This is a genomic window from Pontiella sulfatireligans (assembly GCF_900890705.1).
Taxonomy (GTDB): domain Bacteria; phylum Verrucomicrobiota; class Kiritimatiellia; order Kiritimatiellales; family Pontiellaceae; genus Pontiella; species Pontiella sulfatireligans.
Window position 1 is genome coordinate 986,415 of sequence record NZ_CAAHFH010000002.1, and the last position, 15,214, is coordinate 1,001,628.

The following is a 15,214-nucleotide window of genomic DNA, read 5'->3' on the forward strand; positions in this document are numbered from 1 at the left end:
ATCCGTTTCAGGCTCGGTCTAGTCGGCGTCTTCCAGCTTGTGAATATGCTCGGCAATTTTCTTTTCGATCTGGCTTATTTCCTTCGGGGAATCGAGCTCCAGCTCAACCACCCCGGCCAGTTCTTCAAGTGCTTCGATTTTCGTTAAACCAAACCCAAACAAATTTTTGCGTCCGGCTATTTTTGCAGTGTATCCGTCTTTGTCTTTAACTAGTTCCACTTTCATTTTCGCAGCCTTCCGAAAAATTTAGATATCGAGGTTGGTGACGTTCAGGGCGTTTTCCTGAATGAATTCACGGCGGGGTTCAACTTCGTCGCCCATCAGGATGGTGAACATTTCGTCGGCTTTGACGCCGTCTTCGAGCACCACTTTGGTCAGACGGCGAACTTCCGGATCGAGCGTGGTTTCCCACAGCTGCTGCGGATTCATTTCACCCAAACCCTTATAGCGCTGAATGGTCATTCCCTTGCGTCCGGCTAGTCGAACGGACTGAGCAATCTCCATCAGCGAGCTCACGGCGGTCTTCGAGCCTTTGTCGTCGAGGTTGAACTGCGGCTCATCGGTGCCCAGCAACTGGTCGAAGGCAAAACCGCCTTCTTCGAGCTTTTCAACCACTTCCTTCAGCTTGCGGGAAAAGAAGAGTTCCTTGTAGCGCACCACCGGAGCCCGAGGCGCTTCGGCCACAACTTCTTCGGAGTCCTCTTCGGAAGCTTCTTCGGCAGGCTCTTCGCCCTCAACGGCAACCTCCTCTTCCACGACTTCTTCAACGACGTCCACCGCTTCAGCCGCGGCCGTAGCTGCCAGTGCTTCTTCGACTTCTGCGAACAGCGCCTTGAGGCTAAGCTCATCGAGCGCGAAACGGATGTCGAGATCTTCGCCGAGCTTGTTCATGTAGGCGCAGTAGAGCGGGAACGTCCCCGTTTCGGGATCGCGCCGCGCAATATAATCCTTCAGCGAAATGCCGCGGCGCCGAAGCTTGTCGGCAATGCCTTCGATCTCAACCACGCTTTCGAGCAGCTCGCGCAGCCCCTTAGTGTCGAGCAACGGTTCGCCGTCGAGCTTTTCAAGGCGCATGCCGTCGGCCCCGAGATCGAGCAGAATCTGCGTCAGATGGGCATCGGACTCCACATATTCCTCGCGCTTGCGGCGCGTCACCTTATATAGGGGCGGCTGGGCAATGTAGATATAGCCGCTTTCAACGAGCTGCGGCATCTGGCGGTAGAAGAACGTCAGCAGCAACGTACGAATGTGCGCTCCGTCGACGTCGGCGTCGGTCATGATAATGATTTTATGGTAGCGCGCCTTTTCGAGGTTGAAATCGTCCAGCCCGATTCCGGTTCCGATGGCGGTAATCATCGTGCGGATTTCATCGTTGGCCAGCACCTTGTCGAGGCGGGCCTTCTGCACATTGATCACTTTACCCTTTACCGGGAGAATGGCCTGATACTCGCGTTCACGCCCCTGCTTTGCCGAACCGCCGGCAGAGTCCCCTTCCACAATGAAGAGTTCGGTGCGGGCCGGATCGCGGCTGGAGCAGTCGGCGAGCTTGCCGGGCAGTCCAGCGCTTTCGAGGGCGCCCTTGCGCCGGGCCAGGTCGCGCGCCTTGCGGGCGGCGGTGCGGGCGCGGGAAGCCACAACGGCCTTTTCGATGATCGTACGGGCGACGTTCGGGTTTTCCTCGAAGTAAGTTCCGAGCTCGTCGTTGACGACCTGCTGCACAATCCCCTCCACGTCGCCGTTGCCCAGCTTGGTCTTGGTTTGCCCTTCGAACTGCGGGTCGGGGATCTTAACGCTGAGAACGGCCGTGATGCCTTCGCGGATATCGTCGCCGCCCATGCCGTCTTTCTCATCCTTGATGAGCTTGTTGTTCTTGGCGTAGGCATTCACCGTACGGGTCAGCGCCGAGCGGAAACCGGAAAGGTGCGTGCCGCCCTCGATCGTGTTGATGTTGTTGGCGAAGGAGAAGATGGTTTCGTTGTAGGCGTCGGAATACTGCATCGCGATTTCAACGACTACGCCCTCTTTTTCGCGCTCGAAATAAATCACGTCGGGGTGCATCGGCGACTTGTTGCGGTTGAGATGATGGACGAATTCCTTGATGCCGCCGTCATACTTGAAAATCTCATCACGTCCGGTGGACTCTTCCCTCAGCGTAATCTTCGCGCCGCGGTTCAGGAAGGCCAGCTCGCGCAGACGGGAAGCAAGAATATCCCACTGGAAACCGGTTTCGTGCGTGAAGATGGTCATGTCCGGCATGAAGGTGACCTTCGTGCCGGTTTCAGTGGTCTTGCCGATCGTAACGAGCTCGGTGACTTCCACGCCGCGCTCAAAGCGCTGGTGATAGATCTGGCCGTTGCGCTTCACCTCCACTTCGAGCCATGCCGAGAGCGCGTTCACACAGGAAACGCCCACCCCGTGGAGGCCGCCCGACACCTTATAGGTGTCGGAGTCGAATTTGCCGCCCGCGTGGAGCACCGTCAGAACAACGGTAACCGCCGGCTTGCCTTCGGTCTTGTGCATATCAACCGGAATGCCGCGCCCGTCGTCGACCACGCTCAGCGAACCGTTTTCATTGATGCAGACTTCGACGTTGGAGCAGTACCCCGCAAGCGCTTCGTCGATGGAGTTGTCGACCACTTCGTATACACAATGGTGGTAGCCTCGGGAACCGGTGTCACCGATATACATGGCCGGGCGTTTCCGGACGGCATCCATGCCTTCCAGAACGGAAATATGGTCCGCACCGTAGCCGTCAGCATCGGGGTTTTCGGCGGCGCGGTTTTTCGTTGCTTCTTCAGCATTCAGATCGTTTTGTTCTTCAGACATAGCTGTCCTTTTCCTTTCAGTGGAATTAATCGGCATACTGTAGCAGAAACCGCCAATTCAAAGCAAAGGCTTAAGGTGCGAAAATGAGCCGTAAAGGCCAGAAACGCCCCGAGACGACAAATCGGCCGCCTGCGCCTGCAAAATGCGCGTTAAAGCCAGTTAAAAAAGCGATGAGCGTTGTTAAAAGCCAAGAGGGTGAGTTCGGATTCCGGCACCCCGCGCAGTTCAGCGGCCTTGCTCAGCACAAAACGGAGGTTCGCGGGCTCGTTCAACTCTGCATTGAGGCCGTACGGCAAAATGTCGGGCGCGTCGGTTTCGATGAGGATGCGGTCGTCCGGAACCGCGCGAACGGCGGCGCCGGCCTTTTTGGCGTTCGGCCGGGTGATGGAGCCGGAAAAAGAAATATAGGCGCCACGCTTGAGAAGCTCCTTTGCCACCTCGGCCGAGCCTCCGAAACAGTGGATCAGCATCCCGCGCGGCAGTTCGCCAAATTGGTCGAGGAGTTCGATCAGCCGCCCCCACGCGCGCCGGCAGTGGATGCTGACGGGACGCTCCAACCGTCGGGCCACTTTGAGCTGCGCCAGGAAAACGGCTTCCTGCTGTTCGTCATCGCGGTCTTCGATGGCATGGTCGATCCCGATCTCACCCACGCTGGCTTGCGGATATTGCTTCAGCAAATTTTCCAGAGTTTGGAAACATTCCGGCGAGCGGTCTTTGATAAACCACGGGTGCACCCCGAATGCGGGATATATTTTTACAGAAAAATTATGGACAGAATCATTTTTACAGTCCGTCGGAAGGGAATCATTTTGTCCTAAATTATTCTGTCTACTTCCTTTCCAGATTTGGACAACGCGGGGCCAATCGGCTTCGCAGCAGCCCTTCACGCCCATGGCCGTTACACCGGAGGCGCGCGCACGCTCCATCACAGATTCAAGCTTGATGAATAGGCGCTCGTCTTGGATATGGTTGTGTGCATCAAATAATTTCACGTTTCACTTTTCAGGTTTCACTTCCGGTGCTTGATGTATTTGAGGGCTTTGCTGACAGGCAGCTCGTCGGAGGCGGGGCCGTTGCGGATGTAGAACGCCTCTTTGTTGCCGTCCCGGAGGAAGACCGGATCGGCGGCTTGGGAGCAGCGCACCACCCCCACGGTTTTTCCTTCCATGGGAACCATGATGAAACGGACGTATTCGGACGTTTCGGCGCCGATATGGTTGGCAATCAAATTCTTGAAGTGCAGCCGGCACTTGTCTTCGTTTTCAAAAACGTCCTGCTCAAGTCCGGTAATTTCGCCGGCGTCGGTCACACCGAGCAGCAGCATGCCTCCGTCGGTGTTGAGAAAGGCGCAAACGCCTTTGAGCCACGCCAGCTCGATTTCCTTGCCGGGCTTCTTCGAGTGCAGGTTCATGCGCATGGTCGACTTAAATTCAACATAGCGGTTTTCGCCGCGTTCAATAATGGCGCGGATCTGCTCGGCCTCCACCTCGTCGCCGAGCTGCAGTTCCCGGCTGCCGTTGCGCCAAACAAAGAAAACATACAGCGCCATCATAGCCAGAACGGCAGCGGCGCCGATGCCGAACAGGAGCCTGCGGCGCGGGGCGGTACCGCCCAAAATATCGGCCTCCGGCACAAAGACCCCCACCCACATCTGATTCTTCGATGCAGCGAGAGGCGCAAAGCCGCACCACCAGGCTTTACCCTCAAATTGCATTTTGGCCACTTCACGCCGGGCGCCGGTCGCCCAAATTTCCAGCCCGCGCTTTGCCAGCCCGTCTTTGATGAGCTCCACAGATTTAAATGCTGCGTTTTCTGATTCGGTGTCGGGGACATACAACCGGCCGTCGGGCAGAAAGGTAATTGCGCGGCCCGATGCCGTAGGGGCCAGCTGGTTGATGGCATCCAAGAGGTCTTCCAGCAGGATGTCGAAGGCAGCGACGGTCTGCCGTTTGCCGTTTTTATCTGGCCAAGCCACCGATGCCGTTATGCCCAGCTCTTCCAACGTAATGAAGCGGTAAACTTCCGTCCATTGGCTTTCCTCAGCATGGGCTGCCGCGGTGAACCAAAGGCGCTCAGAGGGATTGTAAGGCGTCTCCTTGGCTTCATAAGGCACCGTTCCATCGGACAGCAGGAACAGATGCCGTCCTTGCATATCGGCCACCGAGATGCCGGACAGCCACGGATCGTTCTTAAAAAGAGGAACCAGCAGTTCCTTTGTTTTTACCGGGTCCGCCAAATCGACCAGGCCTGAAACGCCCCAGTCGCGCACCATGCCGAGCGATAATTCCGCCTCGCTTTTCATGGCTTGATAGTCGCCGGCGGCGCGTTCGGTTGCATTGTGAATATACTTCTCCGAAATGTCGTGCAGCGCCCGCGTGCCGAGATAGGCGGCAACAAACAGAATCAAGCCCGCAAGCAACGCGAGCACCAGCAGGTCGCGCAGCAGCCGCTTGGGTTTCCAATAGAATTTTAAAGCCATGCGTTCTCCCATCGCCTACATCAACGGCCGGGCCCATCCGCCGAACGCCTTGATCAGGCGCGTATTGATGACGGTGACCGAGCTGGGCACTTCGGGGAAGTAGCCCACGTCGTTGTAGTTTTCCTGGAAGGCGGGGTCGCGCGGCGACAGCAGCGCGGCGCCTTCCTTTAATTCATAGTTGGTGGTGTAGCGGTAGGGCCACACATCGAGAAACGGCAGCGCCGTGGAGATGCCGCCAATAAAGCCGCTGAAATAAGAGATCACCGGCACATGGGGCGCCTTGCTGACGGTCCAGGCGTTGGCCGGCGCACACGCATTGAGAATGCGCGCCTCCAGCTCAAGGGCAAAGTCGGGATCAGCCACAAACACGCCGCACTCGGTGTTGAGCTTGACGGAGCGCGGATCAAAGTTGTGGGAACCGATCAAGGCAAACTCGCCATCGATGACGAACGACTTGGCATGGATGCAGAGCCGCGGTCCCTCGTGCGCAAGCGGCCCGGACGCATCGGGAGGAGCCTCCCCGTCCGCCGGCGCCGCACTGCGGGCCAGCGCGAGATAGTTGGGCACATAGCGCTCGCGGTCGGCCGGATAGGGCTTGGCTTCGTAGATGTCGATCCCCGATTTTTTGTAGAGCTCCTTGCGGTGCTTGAAGGAGAGCGCATAGACGAGGATATGGTCAGCCGCCGCCAAGCTATTGCTCGAAGCAATGATGCGCAGCTCCGGGTGCTTTTTGTGCAGGCGGTTGAACGCCCGGCGCACTTCGCGGTTGTAGATCAGATAAGGCGTTTGATAGACCACGCTCTCTTTCGTCATTTCCAGCAAATCCTCGAACCAGTCGTCGAAATCCATGCGCGAGTTCCGGTCAAATTTACGCGGGGTGTCGTAGACAAACCAGACATCGTTGACTTCGTAAATCTTCAGCGTTTTCCGGATCGTGGACAGCGCTGGCTCCGAGGCGAGCCGGTCGATCTCCTCAAATGAAGCGCGGTGCTCCGGAGCGAAAAACGGCTCGTCGCCGTTGGTGAGTTGATCAAACGCGGCGCGCACATCCTTGAGTTGCGTCAGAAAAACCGCATTTTTGTCCTGCCAGAACACCTCGAACGAATCCTGCATGTCCAGCACCGCCGGCCCGGCCACGACAATATCGCGATCGCGGAAGAGGAAGGTTTCGCTGCGGTCGAAATATTTGCCCTCATAGTTGCGGCCGCCGGCAATGCCGATGCGGCCATCGACAAGCAGCAGCTTGTTGTGCATGCGGCGGTTCATGCGGCGCGCCTTGAAGATCAGGTTGTCCCATAGCCCGAACCGGCCCTGCTTGGCATATTCCGAGAGCGGCTTGTAGAGGCAGATTTCGAGGTTGCGGTGGGCCCGCGCCATGCGCGCAAGCCGCTTCGGCCCGGCCGGCATGTTGAGCCCGTCAATCAGAATGCGCACCAGCACGCCGCGCTCGGCCGCCTGCACCAGCTCGTCGAACACGAAGCGGCTGGAGGGATCGTCTTTCCAGATGAAGGTCTGAATGTCGAGCGTCTTGCGCGCGGCACGGATCAGGTGGATGCGCGCGAGCAGCGCGTCGTCGCCGGTCTCGAGCAGCGAAACATATTGAACCGAGCCGCCCTGCTCCTGGTTTTTCCAGGCCTTGGAAGCGAGCACTTGGTATTCCGACTGAACGGGGTTTGCTTTCTCGAGGTCGTTGCGCTTGAGCCGCTGATAGCGGAAGGCGTTTTCCAGCTTGCGCTCGGGGATGCTCGAACAGCCCGCCAGCCACACGACCGCGCACCCTGCCAAAACCCATCTGGCCGTCCGTTGATTCAAACCATTCCCCATCCGATTCCAAGCGTTAAAAAGAATCCACATGTTAATGGTTCTGGGAAACGAAGCAACCCTGTTCCCTCTCCCGCTTGGAAGCCATGCGCTCACCTATGCTTAATGTATTGCGCGAAGAAGGGCTGAAATCTTTGATACGACACTAGATATTGAGGTGCAGGGGATTTTAGTGATCGGAGCGTACGGCTCGTTAATAAAGCGGATTTCAGTGGAAGGCAAATCCTGTCCATCCCGTCAAAAAGTTCCGCACGAGCTCCCTTTGCGCGCTTTGCGAAGATTGGTCGCTATTCGTTCCCAATCATCTGTTCAAAACCCGTTTATAAGTGCGCCGACGAGAAACAAGACACAGAGGATGGAAACCGCCGCCGCCAATCCTAAGACTGCCGACTCGGCCTTATCTACCTTCCTCAGTTCTGTTTCCAGCGAATGCATGGGGACAATGAAGCACATCCCGCGCCAGAACCCCGAAACAGCCGGTTTATATCGGGGATTTTAGAGCCTCTGAAGAAAAACCATAACCGCTCTCTGGTGGATGATTGGACAAGACGATTGAATGACAGGACGATTTTCTCTTCTGGAATGAATGATCCTGTCATTCAATTATCCTGTCATATTCTCGGTTAGAGACTTCCGGTGGCCATAGGAATATTTAAAACTCCATAACGATTCCGCGATCACGGATCGCGGCTACACTTTTTTTCGAAAATGCTCCCGTCGCAACGAGGGTTCCGGCGAGCCTACGGCAGCAACTCGACTTCTACTTTATAGAAGCCGGCGGTTTCAGCATTGTGGAGGGAGTCTGTGTAGCTGTTTTGCGGATAATTGACCACAGGGGGCAACTCGGTGAAACTATTGGTCAGGCTGTCCGTCCAATATTCCATGGTTCAAAGCCCGATGCCGCGCAAGTTTTCCGCCGGTTCCTTCCATGTGCCGTCATCCGCAACCATCAGTTGCAACATGCCGTTTTCTGAAGATACAGCAATCTCAATATAACTCGCCCGGGCATGGCGAATGGCATTGTTCACCGCCTCCTGCGCAATCCGGTACAGATGGGTTTCCACACCCGCGTCCGACATGGAAACGGATCCATCCATCTGAACCACGCACTTTACGCCGCAGCTCTCGGTGGTGCTTTCCGCCAGCTCAATTAAGGATTCGTGCAAACCGTACTGGACAATCTCCGACGGCATCAGACCGCGTGAAATCCGGCGGATCTGGTTGCTGCCAGATCGGAAACCTGCATGGCATCCGCCGCCCCGGGGTTGCATTCCCGCTTGAAGTTGTTGGCCAGCGAACGGCTCAGCAAGCTGATGCCCGTCATCAACTGGCCGATCGAATCGTGCAGATCCTGGCCGATGCGCCGCCGCTCGCGCGTACCGGCCTCGGCGAGCTCTTCATTAAACTTCGGAGGCGAATTGTCGAAAATGCCGTAGAGCAAGAAGTGGTCGGGCGCCGAAAACTTTTTAATCTCCACATCGCGCCGGGAGCCGTCCAAACATTGAAAAATGATGCTTTGAATCGATTCATTCGTATCAGGCGAGCAGTGAGTAATCACACTCATATCGGCCTCGCTGAAAACATCGGACAGGTTCATGCCGACCAAGCTTTCCGAGGTATAGCCAAACGCCCCGGGCACCCGGGAGCTGACCGACCGGATGGCATGCGAGGCATCCGTCAGAACCAGACAAACCCGATCGTCCGCCATTGCGCAGGCGCACAGCGATTCCGCCGCATCGGGATCGGGGGGAGGCGTGGCTGCCTGCACGCAGGCGAACCGCCATTTCCCGCGTTTGCACTCATAGGGAAGCACATAGAGGTATTTCCGTCGGCCAGCCCCGTAGGACAGAGCCACCGAGGCGGACTGGCGGGTCCGCAACCGCTTCACGCAGCACGCCTCCCTCAAAGGCATTGTCTGGATCGTTCAGAAATTTAAAACATCAGAAGAAGGTTCTGAGATGCCGCTGGAATGAAAGTGGTGACGCAATTTTTGTTTTTCATCGTAGACACAAAAAATAAACTCCTCCACCCCTTCCGCCGGCGGATTCATTTTTATTTCCACATGGCCTGAAATACCAAACATGCATTATTTCTCCGGCTGATACACCATTCGTCCGGCAACATTTCGCGTGCCTGCTATGTGCAACCTATCTTGTCCGCCCCTCAACGTCAATAATCCAGCTCTCCTCATGCATTCTTTATAAAACAACAACGGCTCGGGCGAAGGAGGCGAAACCGGCTCCATTTATCTTTCAATTCTCACCCTTGATGATAATCATCCTCGCATTTACAATGATTTCGGAGCAACTGGAATGAAGACACACGAAGCCCCCTATGCATGCCACCTGTTCATCTGCACCAAATCCCGCGGCAACAAACGCAAATCATGCGGCGACGGCGCCAACCCCGAACTTACATCGCTTTTGAAGGATGAAGTCAAAAAACGCGGATGGAAGCCGAGGGTTCGCATTTCGGAGTCGAGCTGCCTCGGTGTATGCGACGCCGGCCCCAACCTCATGATTTATCCCCCGAAGATCTGGCTCTCCGATGTCTCCCTAGACGACGTCCCCGAAATTCTCGCCACATTGGAAAAACTGCTTGCGGAATAACTCCACTGTCTCAGTGGCCTGTCACGTCCTGACTAAAAGCATCCGTTTTCAGTTCTGCTGCTTAGCCGGCCCGCCCGCCAGCAGACAAAGCACTTTCGCTGAAGAGAGCCCAGAGGGCGGTCAGACGCAGATATACGGCGCATACTGCTTTTCTACTCAGTCGCTCGTATAGGATTTATACCCCTGTCCATACCCATACCCTTCCGCCCCGCCAAACTTTCCAGCCAGAGAATAGGGCACATCATTTGCAATGCAGCCTAATATATATACATCGACTTTGATTAAACGGCTGAGAACCAGCTTCAGTTTCCGGCGGCTCGTTTTACCAATCCTTGACACCAGGATCACCGAATCTGCATGGCTGGCCAGAATCATCCCATCGCCTACCGGCCCCAATGGAGGAGAGTCGATAATAACACGATCATAGTGCAAACGAGCCCAATTGATCAAAGCTACCAACTCCTTCCGCCCCAGTATCGTTGCAGGGTTAGACTCCTTCAGCGGACGGCTGGTAATCAAATCCAGATCCTCGATGACATTGCTCGAAATAAGATGTGCGTGATCCAGTCCTGTATCGCTATTGAAGAACCACTCAAACAAGGAAGGGTGCTTTTCATCAACAGCAAAAACCTCGGCGATCCGCGGACGCCGCAGGTCTCCATCGATCAACAGGGTTTTTGCTCCGTTGCGGGCAGAGCTGGTGGCCAAATTGCAGGCCGAAACCGTCTTCCCCTCTCCGGGGGAAACGCTGCATACTACAACCACTTTTGAACGGCTCTTGAATGCTTCCGACAGCATGATGCCGTTGATCCCGGCAAACACCTCCACCATCGGGCCAAACTTGTCACGAATACTGGCCGTCGCCAATTCAGCCCTCGACTTCACCAGCTTGTCGCTGGGAAGCGCGCCGAGTATGTTTAAATTGTATTCCTTGAGATCATTTACGGATGTAATCCGATCCATTAAGAACTCGATCAAAACAGCTAAACCAGCGCCGAACAGCAAAGCGACAAATATACATGTTATGACAATTTTCTTTTTGTCCGGCGCGACAGGGATAATCGGAATTTCCGCCGCGCGGAGTATTTTGACAAACGCCGTATCTTGCTCTGCCGCCAGGCGGGTGCTTTCGGTACGCTCTAAAACCGAAAGGTACGACACCTCTGCGGCATCACGTTTCCGCTCGAACTTCTGCACCTTCCGCTCGCCCGCCGCCAAGGTCATTTCCAACTCCAGCAGTTCCGTCTCCATTGAAGCTATACGTACAGACATTTGCTCAATCTGTTTCTCCAACAGCTGGATTTCGTTTTCAACCGCCTGAGCAGATACGTCAACGAACTGTTCAAGCCGAGCAAGAGTGCGAGCCTTGGTTGTCGCCGCCTGCTGATACCGAGGGTGAATTTCAGAATACCGCGTCGCCAGTTGATCCAACTCATCACTCGCCGCACGCCACGCATCGATCAATTCAACCAACCGTTCTTCTTTGGGAAGCCCCGCTGGCAATGTTTCCAGAGCATTGTTGCCATCCTTCCAGCTGGTAACATACTCCCAATTCGTGTTTTTTGACGCTAACCGGTTTTCAATCTGAGCCTTTTCCTGCGTAAGCGTTCCAAGCATTTGACTCAATACCTCACGCCTTTGCAGCAAAGAGTCCATCTGTAAATCCTGACGCAAATCTGCCAATTGCTGCTCGAGTTCTTCCAAATCGGACCTTTGCTCTTCGGCTTGGTCCACCAGCCACTGAACCGCCCCGTCTGAACGCGCTTTATTCTCTTGCACCATCAACTTACTGGCGCAATCAATCATCACATTCACAAGTTGCGCGGCAAACTCCGCATCAGGGCATTCAAAAGAAATATGTACAATATTGGCTTGTCCATCCTTCCACCAGTATACCTGACGCACCCAATACGCCAGCTCCTCCAAACCCACCCACGACGGGCACGTAATATACTCATCATTCGAATAGCGTTTGAAATATTCCTCCGTGACCAGCTCCTCCATCGCAGGAGAACGGAACTTTGCAAAGCGCGTGTTGAACACAACGTCAATATCGCGGGACTCGCCGCCATCATCAAACACAACATCGCTTTTGATGATCTGGGGCCGGCTGACGCTCATTTCAATTTCCGCTTCAGCCTTGTAAATTCGCACAGCGGTCATGGCCAGATAAACACCAACCCCCAAGCCAACGAAAGCCAACGCCCCCGGCAGATACCACCTGCGCAACACCATGCGCAACAACTTGATTGGGTTCAAGCCGCTTCCACCCCCGGAAACGTTGGGTTGCGTTGAGCGCTGATGCCCCGAATGCGACTCAGCACCAGAAGGGGTTTCACTTGTCGAAATCATAATCAGCCACCATTAGTAAGCACCACGGGAAAAATTTACCTTAAAAAAAACAAAAGCATGTTAAGCATGCTCATGAATCTCTATGCAAAATACAACTCCTAAGAAAAAAAACCTGTTTCTCCTCCCTGCTCCGTCAAAATTCAACCAGAACGTCCTAAAAAACAAGAATCCGACCCTGTATCAAGCAGTAATCATGCCCCATGCGAAAACAACACGCCAAGCCCTCGTTATCAGATCCAGTACATGCCTTTTATTCTGTTGAATTCCGGCATCCTGAAAGGGACTGACCAAAGAGCCCTTCTCCATAACAGGTGCAAAAGACGCAAAACAGCTTATTAAGGGCCTATTCCACCCTATCTCTCCCCATTTTCGTTAAATTGCCAATCCTATGATGCAAAGGTATAATGCTTACGATGAAAAACGCGAAAGAGATCGGATTGCTCGCATTGCTTCTCACCGGGCTGCCGCTGGCGGGGATCTGGGTTGCAGGTCACGACCCTGCTCTTTATCTGCTAGAATTCCCGCCCCGTACACGCTATGCCGAACACGCCGCATTTTCGTGGCCCGTATTCATCGGCCTCGCCGTTGTTATAACAATTGTGATGCTTCCGTTTCTAATTCGTATATGCGCAACCAACCGATCGGCTATCTGCAGGAACAACAACCCAAAACGCTTTCCTTGGTGGGGTGGCCTTTCCATTGGCCTCGGCCTCCTCTTTTGGAGTCTGGCTTGGATGCGGCAGACTTGGTTCGAACCATTCCAGCTCTACAGCTTCACACCCCAGTGGCTTTGCTACATTGTTGCGATCAATGCAATGACCCGGCACCGAACCGGCCGGAGCCTGCTAACCCACAACACCAAATTCCTCCTGTTGCTCTTTCCGCTCAGCGCCGCCTTCTGGTGGTTTTTTGAATACCTCAACCGGTTCGTGCAAAATTGGTGGTACACCTGCGGAACGGAATTCGCCCCGGCGCAATACTTCATCGCAGCCACTCTTTCCTTCTCAACGGTCCTTCCCGCGGTGCTCTCCACCGAAGAATGGATTGCTTCCAATCCGCGGAATACCGCCGGCCTCAAATATTTCATTCCTATCCATTTTCCCAAACCCAAGCTCGCAGCCACGATCACGCTTTTGGTTTCAGCCTCCGGCCTACTCTTCATTGGGCGCTATCCCGACCAGCTTTTCCCGTTGCTCTGGGTCGCACCGCTCCTGCTGCTGATGGCGCTCCAAACCATCGCCAACCGCCCCTCCTTTTTCCCAGAAATCGAAACCGGCGACTGGCGGCGGATCTACCGATTCTGCCTTGCGGCGCTCATCTGCGGTTTTTTCTGGGAGATGTGGAACTGGCACAGCCTGGCCAAGTGGATATATTCCGTGCCGTATGTTGACCGCTTCCACCTTTTTGAGATGCCGATCCTCGGTTATGCCGGCTACCTCCCTTTCGGCCTTGAATGCGCCGTGATCGCCCAGCTCATCCGAAACAAAAAAAAATAACATTTTTGGAATCAATCCAACAGATCTGTCCGATTTGTCGGACGCACTCGATCACCTATTCTTCCCCAAATTATTACTATTATATGGTCTGCAATAACTTGCACACAATATTTCACCAATGTACACCTCGTGCATTAGGATATTCAATATTTTTTGTTGGTTCCAATTATTGGAACCGGGGATGCAGCAAACAGGAGAGAGAGAATGCTAAAATCAAAACTGGCGGCCGTCATGGCTGTCTTTATCGCGTTGCTGTGCTCTGCGGGCACCGTATTCGCGGGCGACGGATCCCCCGAAGTCGATACCGGCACGACGGCGTGGATGCTAACCTCAACCGGTCTGGTTCTACTGATGGTTCCCGGACTGGCCATGTTCTACGGCGGCCTCGTCCGCACCAAGAACGTGCTCGGCACCATGTGATGCACAGCTTCGCGGCCATGGCCGTGGTGGGTGTGCTCTGGATGATCTGCGGCTATTCCATGAGCTTTGGCTCGAATGTCCTTGGCGGATAGTTTGGCTGGAACTGGGACTGTTTCATGCTCAAGGGCATTGACGAATCCATCATGGATGCCGGCATCCCAGAATATGTCTTTGCCATGTTCCAGGGCAAGTTTGCGATCATCACCCCGGCACTGATCGCCGGCGCCTTCGCCGAGCGCATCAAGTTCCGCGGCTACTGCATCTTCATCGCGCTCTGGAGCCTGATCATCTACAACCCGCTCTGCCACTGGGTCTGGGCCGAAGACGACTTCCTCTTCCAAAAAGGCGCCATCGACTTTGCCGGCGGCACCGTCATTCACATTTCCGCCGGAGCGGCCGCGCTCGTGGCCGCCTTCCACCTCGGCCCGCGCCGCGGCTATCCGAAGACCGCCATGCACCCGAACAACCTCGTCATGACGCTTATGGGCGCCGGTCTCCTTTGGGTCGGTTGGTTCGGCTACGACGATACGCTCGACGTGTTCGGCATCCACGGCGTTGCCGCCCTCTGGGGCGCCATCGGCCTGACCTTCGTGCTGCGCCCCGGCACCATCGACGTGAGCGTGATGCATCAGCTATGGGTTCAGACGGAAGGCTGCCTGGTCAGCTTGACCTACTCCGGCGTCATGACCTTCATCCTGATCGTGATCGTCGATAAGCTCTTCGGTTTCCGCATGAGCGAAGACGAAGAAAAAGCCGGCATAGACCACAGCCTCCACTCCGAGCGCGGCTACGGCATGGTTAACCTTAACTCGTAATGCGTCATTCGTAACTACGGAGAATTTGATATGAAATTGATTACCGCAATTATTCAGGAAGACAAACTCGACGAAGTGCGCGAAGCACTGACCGCGGCCGAAACCGGCCGCATCACTGTAACCCGCGTCGATGGACATGGGCGCCAGGAAAACACCGAAATCTACCGGGGCCAAGTGGTGGTTCCAAACCTGATTCCCAAAGTTGAACTCAAGATCGGCGTCAACGAGGAGTTTATCGACATCACCATCGACGCCATCCTCAAAGCCGCGCGCCATGGTCCGGAAGGCAAGGTTGGCGATGGGAAAATCTTCATCACCCCGCTCGAAGAATGCATCCGCATCCGCACCGGCGAGCGGGGTGGCGAAGCGATTTAAGCCCAACTTCGCAAGCACAAA

Annotated in this window: 13 protein-coding genes and 1 pseudogene; 4 read left to right on the forward strand and 10 right to left on the reverse strand. The window is 55.1% G+C overall.

The features are described 5' to 3' along the window. Positions 1 to 18 precede the first annotated feature (18 nt). The 9 genes from SCARR_RS17120 to SCARR_RS28255 all read right to left on the reverse strand — a co-directional run bounded on the left by SCARR_RS17120 (position 19) and on the right by SCARR_RS28255 (position 9,209). Positions 19 to 225 (reverse strand): hypothetical protein, encoded by a 207-nt coding sequence (locus SCARR_RS17120; protein ID WP_136062885.1) that lies wholly within the window; start codon positions 223 to 225, stop codon positions 19 to 21. Positions 226 to 246: 21 nt separating this feature from the next. After that, entirely contained in the window at positions 247 to 2,826 is a 2,580-nt protein-coding gene (gene gyrB / locus SCARR_RS17125; protein WP_136062886.1) for a DNA topoisomerase (ATP-hydrolyzing) subunit B, read from the reverse strand. Between the two features lie 149 nt (positions 2,827 to 2,975). Then, entirely contained in the window at positions 2,976 to 3,818 is an 843-nt protein-coding gene (locus tag SCARR_RS17130) for a TatD family hydrolase (protein WP_136062887.1), read from the reverse strand. A gap of 17 nt (positions 3,819 to 3,835) precedes the next feature. Further along, a complete protein-coding gene (locus tag SCARR_RS17135) occupies positions 3,836 to 5,305 on the reverse strand; it encodes an RNA-binding domain-containing protein (RefSeq protein WP_168433387.1) in 1,470 nt (489 codons plus the stop codon). 15 nt (positions 5,306 to 5,320) lie between these two features. Then, positions 5,321 to 7,117, reverse strand: coding sequence for a phospholipase D-like domain-containing protein (locus SCARR_RS17140; RefSeq protein WP_168433388.1), 1,797 nt, complete (start codon positions 7,115 to 7,117; stop codon positions 5,321 to 5,323). 749 nt (positions 7,118 to 7,866) lie between these two features. Further along, complete coding sequence (locus SCARR_RS28250) at positions 7,867 to 8,010, reverse strand: hypothetical protein (protein ID WP_168433389.1); 144 nt, start codon at positions 8,008 to 8,010, stop codon at positions 7,867 to 7,869. Between the two features lie 3 nt (positions 8,011 to 8,013). After that, on the reverse strand, positions 8,014 to 8,292 hold the full coding sequence (locus SCARR_RS17145; RefSeq protein ID WP_168433390.1) for a sensor histidine kinase: 279 nt from the start codon (positions 8,290 to 8,292) through the stop codon (positions 8,014 to 8,016). A 26-nt stretch (positions 8,293 to 8,318) separates the two neighbouring features. Then, a complete protein-coding gene (locus SCARR_RS17150; RefSeq protein WP_168433391.1) occupies positions 8,319 to 9,014 on the reverse strand; it encodes a histidine kinase dimerization/phosphoacceptor domain-containing protein in 696 nt (231 codons plus the stop codon). Between the two features lie 36 nt (positions 9,015 to 9,050). Continuing rightward, positions 9,051 to 9,209 (reverse strand): hypothetical protein, encoded by a 159-nt coding sequence (locus SCARR_RS28255; RefSeq protein WP_168433392.1) that lies wholly within the window; start codon positions 9,207 to 9,209, stop codon positions 9,051 to 9,053. Positions 9,210 to 9,438: 229 nt separating this feature from the next. Between SCARR_RS28255 and SCARR_RS17155 the strand changes: the two genes are divergently transcribed. Beyond that, complete coding sequence (locus SCARR_RS17155; RefSeq protein WP_136062892.1) at positions 9,439 to 9,735, forward strand: (2Fe-2S) ferredoxin domain-containing protein; 297 nt, start codon at positions 9,439 to 9,441, stop codon at positions 9,733 to 9,735. Between the two features lie 156 nt (positions 9,736 to 9,891). Here the strand turns inward: SCARR_RS17155 and SCARR_RS17160 are convergent, their stop codons facing one another. After that, positions 9,892 to 11,994 carry a GumC family protein gene (locus SCARR_RS17160; RefSeq protein ID WP_168433393.1) on the reverse strand — a complete coding sequence of 701 codons (2,103 nt, stop codon included), beginning with the start codon at positions 11,992 to 11,994 and terminating at the stop codon, positions 9,892 to 9,894. A 497-nt stretch (positions 11,995 to 12,491) separates the two neighbouring features. Between SCARR_RS17160 and SCARR_RS17165 the strand changes: the two genes are divergently transcribed. From SCARR_RS17165 to SCARR_RS17175, 3 genes and pseudogenes are all read left to right on the forward strand, one after another. After that, positions 12,492 to 13,583: a hypothetical protein gene (locus tag SCARR_RS17165; protein WP_136062894.1), complete on the forward strand. Its 1,092-nt coding sequence runs from the start codon at positions 12,492 to 12,494 to the stop codon at positions 13,581 to 13,583. Positions 13,584 to 13,814: 231 nt separating this feature from the next. Beyond that, positions 13,815 to 14,818, forward strand: a pseudogene (locus tag SCARR_RS29130) (ammonium transporter). 30 nt (positions 14,819 to 14,848) lie between these two features. Then, positions 14,849 to 15,193: a P-II family nitrogen regulator gene (locus tag SCARR_RS17175; RefSeq protein WP_136062895.1), complete on the forward strand. Its 345-nt coding sequence runs from the start codon at positions 14,849 to 14,851 to the stop codon at positions 15,191 to 15,193. The last annotated feature ends 21 nt before the right edge of the window (positions 15,194 to 15,214 follow it).

What these genes read in the sequence shown, in the direction of transcription:
- SCARR_RS17120 (WP_136062885.1), bottom strand. Translation starts at nt 225, where the DNA reads ATGAAAGTGGAACTAGTTAAAGACAAAGACGGATACACTGCAAAAATA.
- SCARR_RS17175 (WP_136062895.1), top strand. Translation starts at nt 14,849, where the DNA reads ATGAAATTGATTACCGCAATTATTCAGGAAGACAAACTCGACGAAGTG.
- SCARR_RS28250 (WP_168433389.1), bottom strand. Translation starts at nt 8,010, where the DNA reads ATGGAATATTGGACGGACAGCCTGACCAATAGTTTCACCGAGTTGCCC.
- SCARR_RS17135 (WP_168433387.1), bottom strand. Translation starts at nt 5,305, where the DNA reads ATGGCTTTAAAATTCTATTGGAAACCCAAGCGGCTGCTGCGCGACCTG.
- gyrB (WP_136062886.1), bottom strand. Translation starts at nt 2,826, where the DNA reads ATGTCTGAAGAACAAAACGATCTGAATGCTGAAGAAGCAACGAAAAAC.
- SCARR_RS17165 (WP_136062894.1), top strand. Translation starts at nt 12,492, where the DNA reads ATGCTTACGATGAAAAACGCGAAAGAGATCGGATTGCTCGCATTGCTT.
- SCARR_RS17155 (WP_136062892.1), top strand. Translation starts at nt 9,439, where the DNA reads ATGAAGACACACGAAGCCCCCTATGCATGCCACCTGTTCATCTGCACC.
- SCARR_RS28255 (WP_168433392.1), bottom strand. Translation starts at nt 9,209, where the DNA reads ATGTTTGGTATTTCAGGCCATGTGGAAATAAAAATGAATCCGCCGGCG.